Source organism: Flexivirga lutea (assembly GCF_054778955.1).
The window spans coordinates 75,207-91,456 of sequence record NZ_BAAGZB010000005.1 but is presented as its reverse complement, the minus strand read 5'-3'; the positions used below and the strand labels follow the sequence as shown (position 1 = coordinate 91,456).

Annotated in this window: 14 protein-coding genes; all 14 read right to left on the bottom strand. The window is 68.8% G+C overall.

Features of this window, described 5'->3' with window-relative positions; genetic code table 11:
• Positions 1-88: 88 nt before the first annotated feature.
• Positions 89-1,549 (bottom strand): glutamate synthase subunit beta, encoded by a 1,461-nt coding sequence (locus ACYVBN_RS16410; RefSeq protein ID WP_460601447.1) that lies wholly within the window; start codon positions 1,547-1,549, stop codon positions 89-91.
• Positions 1,542-6,083, bottom strand: coding sequence for a glutamate synthase family protein (gltB, locus tag ACYVBN_RS16405; protein ID WP_460601446.1), 4,542 nt, complete (start codon positions 6,081-6,083; stop codon positions 1,542-1,544). Before gltB ends, ACYVBN_RS16410 begins: the two co-directional genes overlap by 8 nt.
• Positions 6,084-6,315: 232 nt before the next feature.
• Complete coding sequence (locus tag ACYVBN_RS16400) at positions 6,316-7,023, bottom strand: SDR family NAD(P)-dependent oxidoreductase (RefSeq protein ID WP_440280956.1); 708 nt, start codon at positions 7,021-7,023, stop codon at positions 6,316-6,318.
• Positions 7,016-7,699 carry an IspD/TarI family cytidylyltransferase gene (locus ACYVBN_RS16395; protein WP_460601445.1) on the bottom strand — a complete coding sequence of 228 codons (684 nt, stop codon included), beginning with the start codon at positions 7,697-7,699 and terminating at the stop codon, positions 7,016-7,018. Before ACYVBN_RS16395 ends, ACYVBN_RS16400 begins: the two co-directional genes overlap by 8 nt.
• A gap of 25 nt (positions 7,700-7,724) precedes the next feature.
• Entirely contained in the window at positions 7,725-8,555 is an 831-nt protein-coding gene (locus tag ACYVBN_RS16390; protein WP_460601444.1) for a CDP-alcohol phosphatidyltransferase family protein, read from the bottom strand.
• A gap of 32 nt (positions 8,556-8,587) precedes the next feature.
• Positions 8,588-9,502: a glycosyltransferase family 2 protein gene (locus ACYVBN_RS16385; protein WP_460601545.1), complete on the bottom strand. Its 915-nt coding sequence runs from the start codon at positions 9,500-9,502 to the stop codon at positions 8,588-8,590.
• A gap of 64 nt (positions 9,503-9,566) precedes the next feature.
• Positions 9,567-10,523 carry a prolipoprotein diacylglyceryl transferase gene (lgt, locus tag ACYVBN_RS16380; protein ID WP_460601443.1) on the bottom strand — a complete coding sequence of 319 codons (957 nt, stop codon included), beginning with the start codon at positions 10,521-10,523 and terminating at the stop codon, positions 9,567-9,569.
• A 67-nt stretch (positions 10,524-10,590) separates the two neighbouring features.
• Positions 10,591-11,403: a tryptophan synthase subunit alpha gene (gene trpA, locus ACYVBN_RS16375; RefSeq protein ID WP_460601442.1), complete on the bottom strand. Its 813-nt coding sequence runs from the start codon at positions 11,401-11,403 to the stop codon at positions 10,591-10,593.
• On the bottom strand, positions 11,400-12,617 hold the full coding sequence (gene trpB, locus ACYVBN_RS16370; RefSeq protein ID WP_460601441.1) for a tryptophan synthase subunit beta: 1,218 nt from the start codon (positions 12,615-12,617) through the stop codon (positions 11,400-11,402). Before trpB ends, trpA begins: the two co-directional genes overlap by 4 nt.
• A complete protein-coding gene (gene trpC / locus ACYVBN_RS16365) occupies positions 12,614-13,402 on the bottom strand; it encodes an indole-3-glycerol phosphate synthase TrpC (protein WP_460601440.1) in 789 nt (262 codons plus the stop codon). Before trpC ends, trpB begins: the two co-directional genes overlap by 4 nt.
• Positions 13,403-13,717 carry an HGxxPAAW family protein gene (locus ACYVBN_RS16360; RefSeq protein ID WP_440281162.1) on the bottom strand — a complete coding sequence of 105 codons (315 nt, stop codon included), beginning with the start codon at positions 13,715-13,717 and terminating at the stop codon, positions 13,403-13,405. It abuts the gene before it with no gap.
• Positions 13,718-13,720: 3 nt separating this feature from the next.
• Positions 13,721-14,305 carry a Trp biosynthesis-associated membrane protein gene (locus ACYVBN_RS16355; RefSeq protein WP_460601439.1) on the bottom strand — a complete coding sequence of 195 codons (585 nt, stop codon included), beginning with the start codon at positions 14,303-14,305 and terminating at the stop codon, positions 13,721-13,723.
• Between the two features lie 10 nt (positions 14,306-14,315).
• Complete coding sequence (locus tag ACYVBN_RS16350) at positions 14,316-15,887, bottom strand: anthranilate synthase component I (protein ID WP_460601438.1); 1,572 nt, start codon at positions 15,885-15,887, stop codon at positions 14,316-14,318.
• Positions 15,884-16,246, bottom strand: coding sequence for a phosphoribosyl-AMP cyclohydrolase (gene hisI, locus ACYVBN_RS16345; RefSeq protein WP_440281159.1), 363 nt, complete (start codon positions 16,244-16,246; stop codon positions 15,884-15,886). The genes ACYVBN_RS16350 and hisI overlap by 4 nt, the downstream gene beginning before the upstream one ends.
• Positions 16,247-16,250: the final 4 nt, after the last annotated feature.

Below are 16,250 nucleotides of genomic sequence, written 5' to 3'. Positions count from 1 at the left end.
CAAAGTGACGACAGTAGCGACCTACTCGCCCGGACAACGTTCCCCGAGCGACAAAGTCACGACAGTAGCGACATACTCGCGCGGGAGCTCAGACCGTCAGCGGCCGGTCGGTCGGCGCGATCGGCGCCGGCAGGTCGGAGTGACCTCCGGACAGGAACGCATCGACGCCGTGCGCGGCCGCGCGTCCCTCGGCGATCGCCCAGACGATCAGCGACTGACCGCGCCCGGCGTCACCGGCGACGAAGACCCCGGGAACCGAGGACATGAAGTCGGCGTCGCGTCGGACGTTGGACCGCTCGTCGAGCTCGACACCCAGGTCACTCACCAGGCTCTCGGTCAGTGGACCGAGGAAGCCCATCGCCAGCAGCACGAGGTCGGCATCGATCTCCCGCTCGGTGCCCTCGACCTCTGCGAAACCGTCTGGGCCCGAACGGACCTCGGCGACGCGCAGGGCGCGCACGTTGCCGGCGCCGTCACCGATCGCCTCCTTGGTGCTGATCGCGTAGACCCGTTCACCACCCTCCTCGTGGGCGCTGGCGACGCGGAAGATCAGCGGGTAGGTCGGCCACGGGTGCTGCGGCGAACGCTGGTCCCCGGGACGAGCCATGATCTCCAGCGAGGTCACCGACTTCGCCCCTTGGCGCAGCGACGTCCCGATGCAGTCGGCTCCGGTGTCACCGCCTCCGATGACCACGACGTGCTTGCCCTCGGCGGTGACCTGATCGGTCACGTGCTCACCCAGCGCGACCCGGTTGGCCGGCGGGAGGAAGTCCATCGCCTGCACGAATCCGTCGAGCTCGCGCCCCGGCACCGGCAGGTCACGTGGCACCGTGGCGCCGATGGCGACGACCACGGCGTCATACCGAGCGCGCAGCTGCTCCCAGGTGATGTCCTTGCCGATCTCGGTGTTGCACCGGAACCGGGTGCCCTCGGCGGTCATCTGCTCGATCCGCCGGTCGACGACAGCCTTCTCCATCTTGAACTCGGGAATGCCGTAACGCAGCAATCCCCCTGGCTTGTCTGCGCGTTCGAAGACGGCAACGGTGTGTCCGGCACGCGTCAGCTGCTGAGCCGCGGCCAACCCGGCCGGCCCCGACCCGACGACGGCGACCGTGCGGCCGGTCAGTCGCTCGGGCGGCTGCGGCTCCACGGTGCCCTCGGCGAAGGCCTGCTCGATGGTGGTCACCTCGACCTGCTTGATGGTGACCGCAGGCTGGCTGATGCCGAGCACGCAGGCGGTCTCGCAGGGTGCGGGGCACAACCGGCCGGTGAACTCGGGGAAGTTGTTCGTGGCGTGCAACCGGTCGATCGCGTCGGGCCAATCGCCGCGCCAGGCAAGGGTGTTCCACTCCGGGATCAGGTTGCCGAGGGGGCATCCCTGATGACAGAACGGTATGCCGCAATCCATGCAGCGGCCCGCCTGCTGTTGCAGATCGCCCAGCTGCTGCTCCTGGTAGACCTCCTTCCAGTCCTTGATCCGCACCGGGACCGGCCGACGCTCCGGGAGGCTGCGCTCCCGCACCTTCAGAAAGCCGCGTGGGTCAGCCACGGGACACCTCCATGATCCGCGCCCAGACGACATCGCCGTCCGGATCGAGTCCTTCCTCCGCTGCCCTGGCCCGCACGTCCAGCACCTGCTGGTAGGCGCGCGGCAGGACCAGCGAGAACCGCTCCGCCGACACCGGCCACTGCGCCAACAGCTTTGCGGCAACGGTTGATTCGGTCCATTCCTGGTGCTTTTCCAGCAGGTCGTGCACCACGGCGAGGTCCTGCTCCCGCAAGCCGCTCACGTCGACCAGCTCGGGATTGACCAGTTGCTCGTCGAGATCCAGCACGTAGCCGACACCTCCCGACATACCGGCGCCCAGGTTGCGGCCGGTCGGGCCGAGGATCAGCACCGTGCCGCCGGTCATGTACTCCAGGCCGTGGTCGCCCACGCCCTCCACGACAGCGGTCGCGCCGGAGTTGCGTACGCAGAAGCGCTCTCCGACGATCCCGCGCAGGAAGAGCTCGCCGGTGGTGGCGCCATACCCGATGACGTTGCCGGCGACGACGTTCTGCTCCGCAACCAGCGATGCGTCGTGCAGTGGCCGCACGACCACTCGTCCACCCGAAAGTCCCTTGCCCACATAGTCGTTCGCCTCGCCGAAGAGGCGCAGCGTGATGCCTGCCGGCAGGAACGCACCCAGCGACTGGCCCGCGGCGCCGGTCAGCGTGACGTCGATCGTCTGGTCCGGCAGACCCTGCGGGTAGCGCTTGGTGACCTCGTGTCCGAGCATGGTGCCGACCGTCCGGTTGACGTTGGCGATCGGCAGGTCCAGACGCACCGGCAGCTTGTCCTCCAGCGCGTCGTGGCTCATCGTGATCAGCTGCTGGTCGAGCGCCTTGGCCAGCCCGTGGTCCTGTGCGACCACGTGCCGTCGGGGCGTGCCCTCGGGCAGGTCGACGTCGGCCAGGATCGGCGACAGGTCGAGGCCGGCGGCCTTCCAGTGGCCGACCGCGCGTTCCGTGTCCAGCAGACCGACCTGGCCGACCGCCTCGTCCAAGGTGCGGAAACCCAGTTGTGCCAGGAGTTCTCGGACTTCCTCGGCGATGTACTCGAAGAAGGTTTCGACGAACTCCGGCTTGCCGGTGAACCGCTGCCGCAACTCCGGGTTCTGGGTCGCGACACCCACCGGGCAGGTGTCCAGATGACAGACCCGCATCATGATGCACCCGCTGACCACCAAGGGCGCACTGGCGAAGCAGTACTCCTCCGCGCCGAGCAGTGCCGCGATCATCACATCGCGTCCGGTCTTCAGCTGGCCGTCGGTCTGCACCACGATCCGGTCGCGCAACCCGTTGAGCAACAATGTCTGCTGCGTCTCGGCCAGGCCCAGCTCCCACGGCCCACCCGCGTGCTTCAGCGAGGTCAACGGCGCCGCACCGGTGCCGCCGTCGTGCCCGGAGACCAGCACCACGTCGGCATGCGCCTTGGAGACACCTGCCGCAACCGTGCCGACACCGACCTCGGAGACCAGCTTGACGTGGATCCGCGCGGCCGGGTTGGCGTTCTTGAGGTCGTGGATCAGCTGGGCCAGGTCCTCGATCGAGTAGATGTCGTGGTGCGGCGGCGGCGAGATCAGGCCGACACCCGGCGTGGAGTGCCGGGTGCTGGCCACCCACGGATACACCTTGTGGCCGGGCAACTGCCCGCCCTCCCCCGGCTTGGCACCCTGCGCCATCTTGATCTGGATGTCGTCGGCTCCGGTCAGATAGACCGAGGTCACCCCGAACCTGCCGGACGCGACCTGCTTGATCGACGAGCGGCGTTCCGGGTCCAGCAGGCGGTCCACGTCCTCGCCGCCTTCACCGGTGTTGGAGCGCGCGCCGAGCCGGTTCATGGCGACCGCGAGAGTCTCGTGCGCTTCCTTGCTGATCGAGCCGTAGCTCATCGCGCCGGTCGAGAAGCGCTTGACGATCGCGCTGACCGGCTCGACCTCCTCGATCGGAATGCTCGGCCGGGTCTGCTTGAAGGAGAACAAGCCGCGCAGGGTCATCAGGCGCTGCGACTGGTCGTCGACACGTCGGGTGTACTGCTTGAAGATGTCGTAGCGCCGCGCCCGTGTGGAGTGCTGCAGCCGGAAGACCGTCTCGGGGTCGAACAGGTGCGGCTCACCCTCGCGGCGCCATTGGTACTCGCCGCCGGTCTCGAGGGTGCGGTGCGACTGGTGCAGGCCGTTCTTGGGGTATGCCGTCTGGTGCCGTTGTGCGATCTCCTCGGCGATCTCGTCGAGGCCGATCCCGCCGATGCGGGACACCGTGCCGGTGAAGTATTCGTCGATGAGTTCCTGCGACAGGCCGAGCGCCTCGAACACCTGGGCGCCGCGGTATGACGCGACGGTCGAGATGCCCATCTTGGACATCACCTTCAGGACGCCCTTGCCGAGTGCCTTGATGAGGTTCTTGACCGCCTGCTCCGGCGTCACGCCCTGGATGGCTCCGCGACGCACCAGGTCCTCCACGGATTCCATTGCCAAGTAGGGGTTCACGGCGGCTGCGCCGTACCCGATGAGCAGCGCGACATGATGCACCTCGCGCACGTCGCCCGCCTCGACCAGCAGACCTACCTGGGTCCGGGTCCGTTCCCGCACCAGGTGGTGGTGCACGGCCGCGGTGAGCAGCAGTGACGGGATCGGCGCGAAGGCGGCGGTGCTCTCCCGGTCCGAGAGCACCACGAAGCGGTGCCCGTCGGCGATCGCCTGGGACACCTCGGCGCAGATGCCCTTGAGCCGGGCCCGCAGCGCACTGGTGCCGCCGGCCACCCGGTAGGTCCCGCGGATCACATAGGTCTGGTAACCAGGCAGGTCGCCGCCGTTGTTCAGGTTGACCAGCTTCGCCAGTTCGTCGTTGTCGATGACGGGGAAGTCCAGCTCCACCTGCCGGGCGTGCTGGGGGCCGACCTCCAGCGCATTGTGTTCGGGGCCCATCAACGTGCCCAAGGAGGTGACCAGCACCTCACGGATCGCGTCCAGCGGCGGGTTGGTCACCTGCGCGAACAGCTGGCTGAAGTAGTCGAAGAGCAGCCGCGGCCGGTCGGACAGCACCGCGACCGGAGTGTCGGTGCCCATCGAACCCAACGCCTCGGCCGCGGCTTCGGCCATCGGGGTCAACAGGATGCGCAGTTCCTCGTGCGTGTAACCGAACGTCTGCTGGCGCCGGACCACCGATGCCGGCGTGTGCCAGACGTGCTCGCGCTCGGGACGCTCGGACAACTTGATGATGCCGGCGTGCAGCCACTCCTCGTAGGGGTGCTCGGCGGCCAGGTCCCGTTTGATCTCGTCGTCGCTGATCAACCTGCCCTGCGCGGTGTCGACCAGGAACATCCGGCCCGGTTGCAGCCGCCCCTTGCGGACCACGTGCGCCGGGTCGAGGTCGAGGACGCCCGCCTCGGAAGCCAGCACCACCAGACCGTCGTCGGTGACGGCATACCGACCCGGTCGCAGACCGTTGCGGTCCAGCACCGCGCCGACGAGGGTGCCGTCGGTGAACGCGACACAGGCCGGGCCGTCCCACGGCTCCATGATCGCCGAGTGGTATTCGTAGAACGCCCGCCGCGCCGGGTCCATCGTGGCGTGGTTCTCCCACGCCTCCGGGATCATCATCAGCACGGCGTGCGGCAGGGTGCGCCCGCCCAGGTGCAGCAGCTCCAGCACCTCGTCGAAGCTGGCGGAGTCGGACCCGGAGTCGGTGCAGATCGGGAAGAGCCGGTCGATGTCGCCACCGAAGACGTCGCTCTGCAAAGTGGATTCGCGAGCGCGCATCCAGTTGCGGTTGCCGCGCACCGTGTTGATCTCGCCGTTGTGCGCGATCAGCCGGTAGGGATGCGACAGCGGCCAGGAGGGGAACGTGTTGGTCGAGAAGCGCGAATGCACCAGCGCGAGCTCGGTGGTGAAGCGGCGATCCGACAGATCCGGGTAGAACGGCTCCAGTTGACCGGTCGTCAGCATCCCCTTGTAGACGATGGTCCGGCTCGACAGCGACGGGAAGTAGATGTCGCGCTCTGCCTCGATGCGCTTGCGCAATGCATAGGTTCGGCGGTCCAGGTCCAGACCGCGCAGGTCGCCGTCGGCGGCGGCCACGAACGCCTGCCGGAAGACCGGCATGACCGCGCGCGCCGGTGCGCCGACCAGCGACGGGTCGGTCGGCACGTCGCGCCAGCCCAGCACCCGCAGGCCCTCCTCGGCCGCCAGCTGTGCGAAGCGCTCACCGATGTACCACTGTTCCTGCGCGTCGGTCGGTAGGAAGGCGATGCCGACGGCATACGCGCCCTTGGCCGGCAGTTCGAAGTCGCAGACGGCGCGGAAGAATTCGTCCGGGATCTGCGTCAGGATGCCTGCGCCGTCACCGACCGCGGGATCCGCGCCGGTCGCACCGCGATGCTCCAGGTTGCGCAGCGCCGTCAACGCGTGATCGACGATGTCGTGCCCGGCCGTGCCGCGCATGGTGGCCACCATCGCCACACCGCACGCGTCGTGCTCGCGCGCCGGGTCGTAGAGACCCTGCGCCGCCGGGATCGCGGAGAAACTGCTCTGCGCCGTCAACGAAACTCACCGTCCAGTCGTCGCGAACGACGCTGAACGCGTCGTTCCAAGGGATCACTGAACCTTGTGAGGACGACGCTGGCCTCCAAGGCCCGGCCAGAGTACCGCCCTGGGCGTCGTGTTCACAACGTGGACTCTCCGTCTCTCATCATGAGACGCAGTGGCGGAGCCGTCCGCACCGGTAACCGCACTGTCGATCGGATCGGCGCAGCAGCTGGGCGCCCCCTATCGGTCAGAGGCGGACGACGAGGTTCTCGCTGTCGATGTAACGGCCCACGGGGCTGGTCAGCACACGAATCGCCTCCGCGACGTCCTCGGGTTGCATGATGGTCGCCGGATCCTCATCGGGGGCGAGCTTGCGGCGCAGCGCCGTGGCACAACGACCCGGGGAGATCGTGACCACGCGCGTGCCGTAGATCGCCAGTTCCTCCTTGATGACCTGACTCATCGCGATGAGCGCAGCCTTCGAACTGGAGTAGGTGAGCCACCCCGACCGACCGGTGATGCCTGCGGTCGAGGCCACATTGACGATGTACTCGAAGGTGTTGCCCAGGTGGAGCAGGCCCTGGACGACCAAGAACGGCGCGTAGAGGTTGACGCCGATGGTGCGCTCGAAGTCGGCGAAGTCGATCTCGTGAATGGGATCGGGGGCGGTGTAGCCGGCGTTGTTGATCAACAGATCGATGTTGCCGTGGCGCTGTGCGATGCGCGGGATCAGCTGGTCGATCGCGCGGCGATCGTTCAGATCGATCTGGTAGCACGCGACGTTCTTGCCGAACGGATTGTCGGCGAGCAGCTCCCGCTCGGCGGCCGTGAACTCCGCCGAGCGGCGTGCCAGCAGGACGAAGTCGGTGACGTCGTTGTCCTCCCGAAAGAAGCGTTCGGCGGTCGCGAGGCCAATGCCTTTGGAGGCACCACTGATAAGGATCGTCTTACTCATCACCGTCGTCCCCCGCCAGCAGATGGCCGGCGACCCGCACGTCCGTCTTGGTGGTGATCTTGAAATTACGATCCGAACCCGGGATGTAGTAGACGTCGCACCCGGCAACGGCGCACAACGTCGCGTCCTCGGTGAAGACGAGGTTCTTCTCCCGGGCGTACGCGTGGCCGGCCTCGAGATCGGCCTTACGAAACTTCTGGGGCAGTTGGACGTTGCGCAGCCGTGCGCGTTCCAGCGATCCGGTGACCTTCCGGGTGTCCGGATCGACCGGTGCGACGGTGAACGGGATCTCCAGCATGAAGGACACGTTGTCGTGCTCGGCGGCGATGAGGTCCTGGAAGTCGCCCTTGGTCGCCAAGGGACGCGCCGTCTCGTGCAGAATGACCTTGTCGTTCGAGCAGTGCCCCACCATCGCCGCCACGGATGCGTGCCGGGTGTCCCCCGCCTCGACATACGTGATCGGCGTCTTGATGGCGTAATCGGCCACCAGCTTGTGCATCGTCTCCTCCCAGCCCGGCGGGAAGTTGAGCACGATCTCGTCGATCTCCGGAATGTCGTCCACGGCGATCAACGGGTAGATCATCGCCGGCAGATGGTTCACCCGGATCAACTGCTTCGGCTGCCCCGCGGCGACGCGTGTGCCGACACCGCCGTTGAGGAGGAGGAGCGTATACATGGCCTGCACCATAACCTTTCCGTCGTCAGGCAGCTTGCTGCGGCGCCTTCACCCGCGGGGACGCCAGGATCGCGACGAAGTGGCCGAGCACGACAACCCAGACGACAGGTGCCAACACCCACACCGTCACGCGGAACACCTGCGCACCGTCGCCGGTGATGATGCCGACGACCGACAGGGCCAGGGCGAGCAGGCTCAGCTCCACCGAGTGGAAGATGCGGTGGAACGGCAGGAACCGCGCGGCGCTGCGCAGCAGGCCGATCAGGCCGCCGCTGGAGACCGCTTTGGCCGCCGCCGTATCGGGCAGCCGGTCGATACCGCTGAACGCCCGCGACACGTGGACGAAATCGTTGAGCGCCTTGTTCATCATGATGCCGCCCATCAGGACCGCACCGAGGAAGGCGTACTTCCAGGTGTCGGTGGCTCCGGTCTGGCCGCCGAAGACGCCTGCTGCGCGCAGCCCGAACGCCAGGCCGAGGAACCCTTCGGTCGTGTAGTGCGCCGTCCGGTCCAGGAAGACACCCGCCGGGCTGAACCGTTGGCGCCAGCGCGCGAGCTCGCCGTCGACGCAGTCGAGGTACATCTGCAACTGGCCGAAGAACACCGCGAGCAGGGCTCCGACGATGCCGGGGACCAACAGCGAGAGCGCGATGCACCAACCGGACAGGATCATCAGCCCGGTCACTCCGTTGGGGGTGATGCGTGTCGGCACCAGTTGCCGGGTCAGGTAGAGCGAGCCGTGCCGCAGGTACTCACCGGACCAGTGCTCGGCGTTCTGCCTACCCCGGACCGACACCGGTTGGGAGCGCTCGCGCAGCTCTTCGATGCTCGGCCTGGCGGCGGTTCGGTCGTTCACAGGCTTCCTCCACCACTGTCGCTGTTCGCCACTCAGATCACCGGCCAGCGGCCGTGGCGGGCCATCCGCCATACGGCTGACCACGGCAGCTTGCGGCGCGGCTCGCCGGGAGCCCATGGCTCGTGCGTCCAGCCCTCGCGCCAGCCGGCGAACCACGGCCGCAGGCTCTCGCGAACGTTGCGGGACCGGACCAACTGGACGGCGGTCCAGCTGCCGACATACCCCCAGCTCACCGGCCAGGGCAGGTTGCGCCGGGCGAGCCAGACGCGGTTGCGGGCGTTCTTGGTGAAGTAGTCGTCGTGCCGGCGCGGGTCGATCACCGGATGCCCGGCGCGCAGGTGTCCGAGGTAGACGGTCCGGCTGCCGGCGCCCCACACCCGCCACGCCAGCTCGATGCCCTCGTGCGCGTAGAAGAACGGCGCGGGCCAGCCGAGTGTCTGCTCGAACACCTCACGACGTATGGCGACGGCCATCTCGACGACCGAGAAGACGTTGGAGGACCGGTAGGGGCTGCCCTTGCGCAACCGCGGGATCCAACGGGTCGGCAGTTCGCCGGCGGCAGGATCCTCGATGCGCGGCTGGATCATGCCGATCGTCGGATCGGCGCGGAACTCCGCGGCGCACTTGGCCAGGAAGTCGTCGTCCAACAGCCAGGCGTCGTCGTCGAGGAAGAAGAGCAGGTCACCGGTCACCTGATCGACACCGGCGTTGCGGCCGGCGGGGATGCCGAGGTTCTCCGGCAGCGCGAGCGCCTTGACGCCGCGGGGCAGGTCGACCGGCTGCCAGCCGTTGCCGACGACCACGATGTCCAGCCGCACGTCGGTCTGGCGCAGCAACGATTCCAGTCCGCGGCGCAGTTCCGGCAGCCGGGTGCCCTGGGTCAGCACCACCACGCCGAACCCGGGGGTGTCGGCGTCCGCCCCGACCGGGTCGACCGCGAGTTCGATCGTTCTTCTCCTTCGCTTCACCGATGCGACCGGGTGGCTTCACCACGGCCGCGCCGATCCTATGTCACGGGCGGTCGGCGCTCCGCGCGGACGGACCGGCGTCGCCGGACGCGTCCTGCGCGGTCCCGTCGGACTCCTGTCCGTGCGCCGATTCCGTGGCACCGGTGGCCGGCGACGGCTGCCGGACGCCGTCCGGGTGGCGGCGCGAGCACACGATCAGACCGATCAGTCCACCGAGGAAGACCAGCAGACAGACCCAGACGTTGACGCGCTGGCCGAGGATGTGGTTCGCCGGGTCGTCACGCATCCACTCCATCCAGATCCGACCGACCGGGTAGAGCGTGACGTAGAGGAAGAAGGACTTCCCGCGTCCCAGCCGATAGCGACGGTCGAGCACCACGATGATCAGCGCGATCACCAGGCAGAAGAACGACTCGTAGAGGAAGGTGGGCTGGAAATAGCCGGCGACGATCGGGTGGCCGGCGGCGTCCTTGACGGCGTGCCCGGCGCTCTCGTCCCACTCGTAGACCTTCAACCGCCAGGGCAGACTCGTGGCCCGGCCGTGCAACTCGTTGTTGAAGTAGTTTCCCCAGCGGCCCAGCGCCTGGGCCATGATGACGCCGGGCGCGGCGGCGTCGGCGAAGTCGAGGAAGCGAACACCGTTGCGTCGGCAGCCGAGGTAGCCGCCCAGCGCTCCCAGCGCGATGGCACCCCAGATGCCCAGACCGCCGTGCCAGATCGCGAAGGCGTCCCACGGGTTGCCGTGCTCACCGAAGTAGGGCTGCGGCGAGGTGATGACGTTGTAGAGCCGTCCGCCGATGATGCCGAAGGGCACCGCCCACCAGGCGATGTCGTAGATCACGTCACGCCGGTAACCCCGGTCGCCGAGGCGGCGCCCGGTGACCCACACGGCGAGGACGATGCCGGCCAGGATGCACAAGGCGTACATGCGGATCGGGAACGGACCCAACCAGAAGACGCCGACGGTCGGGCTCGGGAAGTATGACGCCTCGGCGGTCATCGCGGACCGCTCCTGCGTCGGGTTTCGCGATGCGTGCGGTGCTCGATCGGTCGCTCGCTGCGCTCGCTCACCCGCGCACTCCCTCGGCCAACGACGCGGCCTTCTCGGCCAACGCATCGAGGCCGGTCTGCCGATCTGCGGCGTCGACCAACGTACCGACGAGTGCGGAGCCGACGATCACACCGTCGGCGAATGCGGCCACCTCACGTGCTTGTGCGCCGGTCGACACTCCGAGACCCACACAGATCGGAGTGGTGGTGACCGCGCGCGCTCGACCGACGAGGTCCGCCGCCTCTGTGCCGACCGCGTCCCGGGCTCCGGTGACGCCCATGAGGGACGCGGCATAGACGAAGCCACGGCAGGCGGCCGTCGTGGTGATCAGGCGCTCGGGAGTCGAGCTCGGCGCGATCAGGAAGACCCGGTCCAGGCCGTGGGCCTCGCTGGCGGCGATCCAGTCCTCGCCCTCGTCCGGCACGAGGTCGGGGGTGATCAGTCCGGACCCACCGGCGGCGGCGAGATCGCGGGCGAACGCGTCGACGCCATAGCGCAGCACGGGGTTCCAGTAGGTCATCACCTCGCACGACGCACCCGCACCGGCGACGGCTTCGGCCGCGCGGAACACGTCACGGACATGCACGCCCGCGGCCAGCGCCCCGGTCGCAGCGGTCTGGATGACCGGCCCGTCCATCAGCGGGTCGGTGTAGGGCAGGCCGATCTCGACGATGTCGACCCCGGCACGCACCATCGTCAGCATCGCCTCGATGGAGGTGTCGACGTCGGGATAGCCGACCGGGACATACCCGATCAGCGCGGCGCGTCCCTCCGTCTTGGCGCGGGCGAGGGCCGTGGAGACGCCGCTGGCGGCCGATGTGCTCGTCATACCTGCGTGTCTCCGTCCTCGAGCAATCCGAACCATCGGGCCGCGGTGTGCACGTCCTTGTCACCGCGACCGGACAGGTTGACCAGCAGCAGGGCCTCCGGGCCGAGCTCGCGGCCGAGCTGCATCGCTCCGGCGAGCGCGTGCGCGCTCTCGATCGCCGGCAGGATGCCCTCGCTGCGGGACAGCGCCTCGAACGCGTCCATGGCCTCGGTGTCGGTGACCGGCCGGTATTCGGCGCGGCCGGTGTCGCGCAGGTAGGAGTGCTCCGGGCCGATGCTCGGGTAGTCGAGTCCGGCTGACACCGAATGGGATTCGATGGTCTGGCCCTCCTCGTCCTGCAGCACGTAGGTGAACGCGCCGTGCAGCACGCCGGGGATCGCCTGCCCGCTGAACCGGGACGCGTGCCGACCCGACTCCGGTCCGTCGCCGCCGCCCTCGAGACCGATCAACCGGACGTCCTCGTCATCGATGAACCGGTGGAAGATCCCCATGGCGTTGGAGCCGCCGCCGACACATGCCAGCACCGCGTCGGGCAGCCGGCCGTAGGCGTCCAGCAGCTGCGCGCGCGCCTCGACGCCGATGATCCGGTGGAAGTCGCGCACCATCTCGGGGAAGGGATAGGGGCCGGTCACCGTGCCCAGCACGTAGTGGGTGTGTGCCACGTTGGCCACCCAGTCGCGGAACGCCTCGTTGACGGCGTCCTTGAGGGTGCGTGAGCCGTGGTCGACCGGGACCACCTCGGCTCCCAGGAGCCGCATCCGGGCGACGTTGAGTGCCTGTCGTTCGGTGTCGACCCGGCCCATGTAGACGGTGCAGTCCAATCCCATCAGCGCCGCGGCGGTCGCGGTGGCCACCCCGTGCTGACCGGCGCCGGTCTCGGCGATGACGCGGGTCTTGCCCATCCGCTTGGTCAGCAGCGCCTGACCGAGCACGTTGTTGATCTTGTGCGAACCGGTGTGGTTGAGGTCCTCACGCTTGAGCACCACCTGCGCGCCACCGCAGTGCTCGTCACCGAAGCGCCGCACCGGGGTGATGATGCTGGGCCGACCCGTGTAGCTGCGCTGCAACTCGGTCAGCTCGCCGACGAACGACGGATCGGCCATCGCCTTGCGACGGTGCTCGTCCAGTTCCTCCAGTGCCGCGACCAGTGCCTCGGGGACGTAACGCCCGCCATACGCGCCGAAGCGGCCCAGTGGCGGATTGGTCTGAGTCATCGGGTGATTCCCCTCATCGTGCTGACTGCGGTCTGCGGGTCGCCGCCGGTGACCAGGGCTTCGCCGACCAGCACGGCGTCGGCGCCGGCGGCCACGTAGTCGGTGACGTCCTGCGCCCCGCGGATGCCGGACTCGGCGACCCGGACCCGGTCGTCGGGCACCCTCGGCGCGAGCCGGGCGAAGACGCTCCGGTCGACCTCGAGGGTCTTCAGGTTGCGGGCGTTGACCCCGATCAGTTGACCACCCAGCGCAAGCGCCCGGTCGATCTCGTCCTCGTCATGGGTCTCCACCAGTGAGGTCATCCCCAGCTCGGTCGCGTGCTGGAACAAGTCACCCAGCTGCGGGTCGTCCAGCGCCGCGACGATCAGCAGGATGATGTCCGCTCCGTGCGCTCGAGCTTCGTCGACCTGGTAGTGATCGACCATGAAGTCCTTGCGCAGCACCGGGATTCGCACTCGAGCCCGCACGGCATCCAGGTCGGCCAGTGAACCACCGAAGCGGCGGTGTTCGGTCAGCACCGAGATCGCGGTGGCACCGCCCACCTCGTATGCCGCAGCCAGTTCGGCCGGGTCCGGGATCGCCGCCAGATCGCCCTTGCTGGGGCTGCGACGCTTGACCTCCGAGATCACCTTGACCGGGCCGTGGGCGCGGAAGGCCGCCAGTGCGTCGAGCGGCGCCGCCGCGGCCTGCGCCCCCCGGGCGATCTCCTGCGCCGGGATGTGCCGCCGCCGACCCTCGAGGTCCTCGCGAACCCCGAGGATGATGTCGTCGAGGACCGTGGACACCTAGGACGCCCGCTGCGACTGAGCCTCGGCCTGCTGCTCCTGCGGGGTCAGCGGCGGAGCAGACAGCTTGTGGTGGTTGCCGAAGCCCATCTTGGCAAGGACCTTGCCGAGCAGGACGCCGACGATCGCCAACGCACCGCCGGTGTAGTAGAGCGGGTGCAGACCCCAGGCCACCCCGATGCCCACGCAGACCGCGGCCGCGAGCAGGAACCCCACGGTGGTCCAGGCGGCGACGCTGTGTCCGTGGTCCTCGTGGATTTCTTCGGCCATCAGCCGCTGCTCCTTCGGTGTCGTGATCGCGATGTCGTTGCGCACTGCTTATTCGTCGTCGATTGTGTCAGACCGTGCCGGGCGGTCCGTCGGGTCCTCGCCCTCGCTGAGCATGTCCCAGTCCGAACGCCGGGTCGCCTTGGCCGCGGACGGGGCGTCATACCGACTGGACAGGCCCGCCCAGCTGCGGGCGCCGATGATCGCCAGGGCCCCGGTCAGCACCAGCAGCACGCCGCCCAGCAGGGCGATCCAGGGCCAGACGGTCAGATCGGCGGTGACCTGGCGGTCTCCGGTGTGGCCGGTCATCGTGGTGGCGACGTCACTGATCGCCTTGACCGGATCGCGCACCACGACGACGACCGCCACGACCGCCACCACCCCGGCGATCAGGGTGATCACCGCAGCGATCCAGCGGGCGACGCGGCCGGTGGTCAGTGTCGCCAGCACGGCCGCGGCGCCGACCAACGCCGCGGCGAGGAGGGCGGGCGACGCCTTGCTGCCGGAGGCCGCCGTGTGCGCACCCTGCAGCACGGCGTCGGTCACCGACCCGTTGACCCAGGTGCGGGTGTTGGCCGCGACCAGCGGGATCACGGCCAGGGCCCCGGTGAGCAGGACCGATCGCTTGCCGATCATCGACGCCTCCTCATCCGATGCTCCGCATCCCGCAGGCCACCGCCACCGCGCGCAGCGCCGCGGCGGCCTTGGTGCGGGTCTCCTGGTATTCGGACTCCGGGACCGAGTCGGCCACGATGCCGGCGCCGGCCTGCACGTGGGCGACGTTGTCCTGCAGCACGGCGGTCCGGATCGCGATGGCCATGTCCAGGTCGCCGGCGAAGTCGAAGTAGCCGACCACGCCGCCGTACACACCCCGGCGGACACCCTCCAGGCGTTCGATGATCTGCATCGCGCGCGGCTTCGGTGCGCCGCTGAGGGTGCCGGCCGGGAAGGTCGCCACGAGCACGTCGTATGCCCAACGGCCCTGCGCGAGCCGGCCGACGACGGTGGACTCCAGATGCATGATGTGGCTGTAACGGCGGGTCTGCATGAACTCCACCGTGTCCACGGTGCCCGCGTCGCACACCTTCTGCAGATCGTTGCGCGCCAGATCGACCAGCATCAGGTGCTCGGCGCGCTCCTTCGGGTCGGCGACCAGCTCGGCAGCGAGGTCCTCGTCCTGCTCGGGGCTCTTGCCGCGCGGCCGGGAACCGGCGATCGGGTGGGTGATCACTCGGTCACCGGTGACCTTGACCAACGCCTCGGGACTCGAGCCGACGATGTCGTAGGTCGAGCCGCTCGGGTGCGGCAGCCGCAGGAGGTACATGTAGGGGCTCGGGTTGCCCACCCGCAGCGCGCGGTAGACATCCAGGGCGTCGGCGCTGCAGGGCACGGAGAACCGTTGGGACACCACGATCTGGAATGCTTCGCCGGAGCGAATGTCCTCCTTGGCCTGCTCGACCATGTCGTGGTACTGCTCGCGGGTGTGCGTGCTGGTCGGTGTCAGCTCGATCGGTTCGGGCACCGAGACGGTGCTCGGCGCGTCCACGGCCAGCGCCTCCTGCATGGTGTCCAGCCGGTCGACGGCATCCGACCACGCCTGCTCTGCGCGCTCGTCGGTGTCGTCGTGATTGATCGCGTTGGCGATGAGCAGCACGCTGCCGTCGGAGTGGTCCATGACGGCCAGGTCGGTGGCCAGCACCATCCCCAGCTCCGGGGTGTGCAACCGATCGGCCCCCGAGTCCGTGAGCCGCTCCCAGTGCCGGACGGCGTCATACGTGACGGCGCCGACGAGGCCACCGGTCAGCGGCGGCAGCCCCGGGATGGGCGGCGTCGCGAGGATCCGCAGGGTGTCGCGCAGCACGTCGGTCGGTGTGCCGTCGGTCGGCACACCGAGCGGAGGCGAACCCAGCCACAGCGCCCGGCCGTCCTGCTCGGTGAGCGTGGCGCGACTCTGCGCGCCGATGATGGAGTACCGCGACCACACTCCGCCGTGTTCGGCCGACTCCAGCAGGAAGGTGCCCGGCCGATCGCCGGCGAGTTTGCGGTAGATGCCCAGCGGGGTCTCCCCGTCGGCCAGCAGCCGGCGCACGACGGGTATGACGCGGCGGCCGTCACCGGCCAGATGCAGGAATTGCGGCAGCGTCGGCCAGGTCGCACCCCACTGCAGATCGGCGTGCGGAGCGGACGCGTACGGCATACCGGCCGCGTCGGAAGTCATGCCGTCACCGCGGCCAGGTCGGTGAAGAAGCAGGTGCGAGCACCGGTGTGGCAGGCCGGCCCGACCTGGTCGACGCGCACCAGCAGGGTGTCACCGTCACAGTCGAGGGCCACCGACCTCACGTGCTGCACGTGACCGGACGTGTCGCCCTTGCGCCAGTATTCACCGCGACTGCGGGACCAGAAGGTCACCCGACCGGAGGTGAGCGTGCGATGCAACGCCTCGTCGTCCATCCAGCCCACCATCAACACCTCGCCGGTGTCGTGCTGCTGGATGACGGCGGGCACCAGACCCGCCGGGTCGCGCTTGAGCCTGGCGGCGATGTCGGGGTCGAGAGCGGAGGAACTCACGGCCGCCATTCTG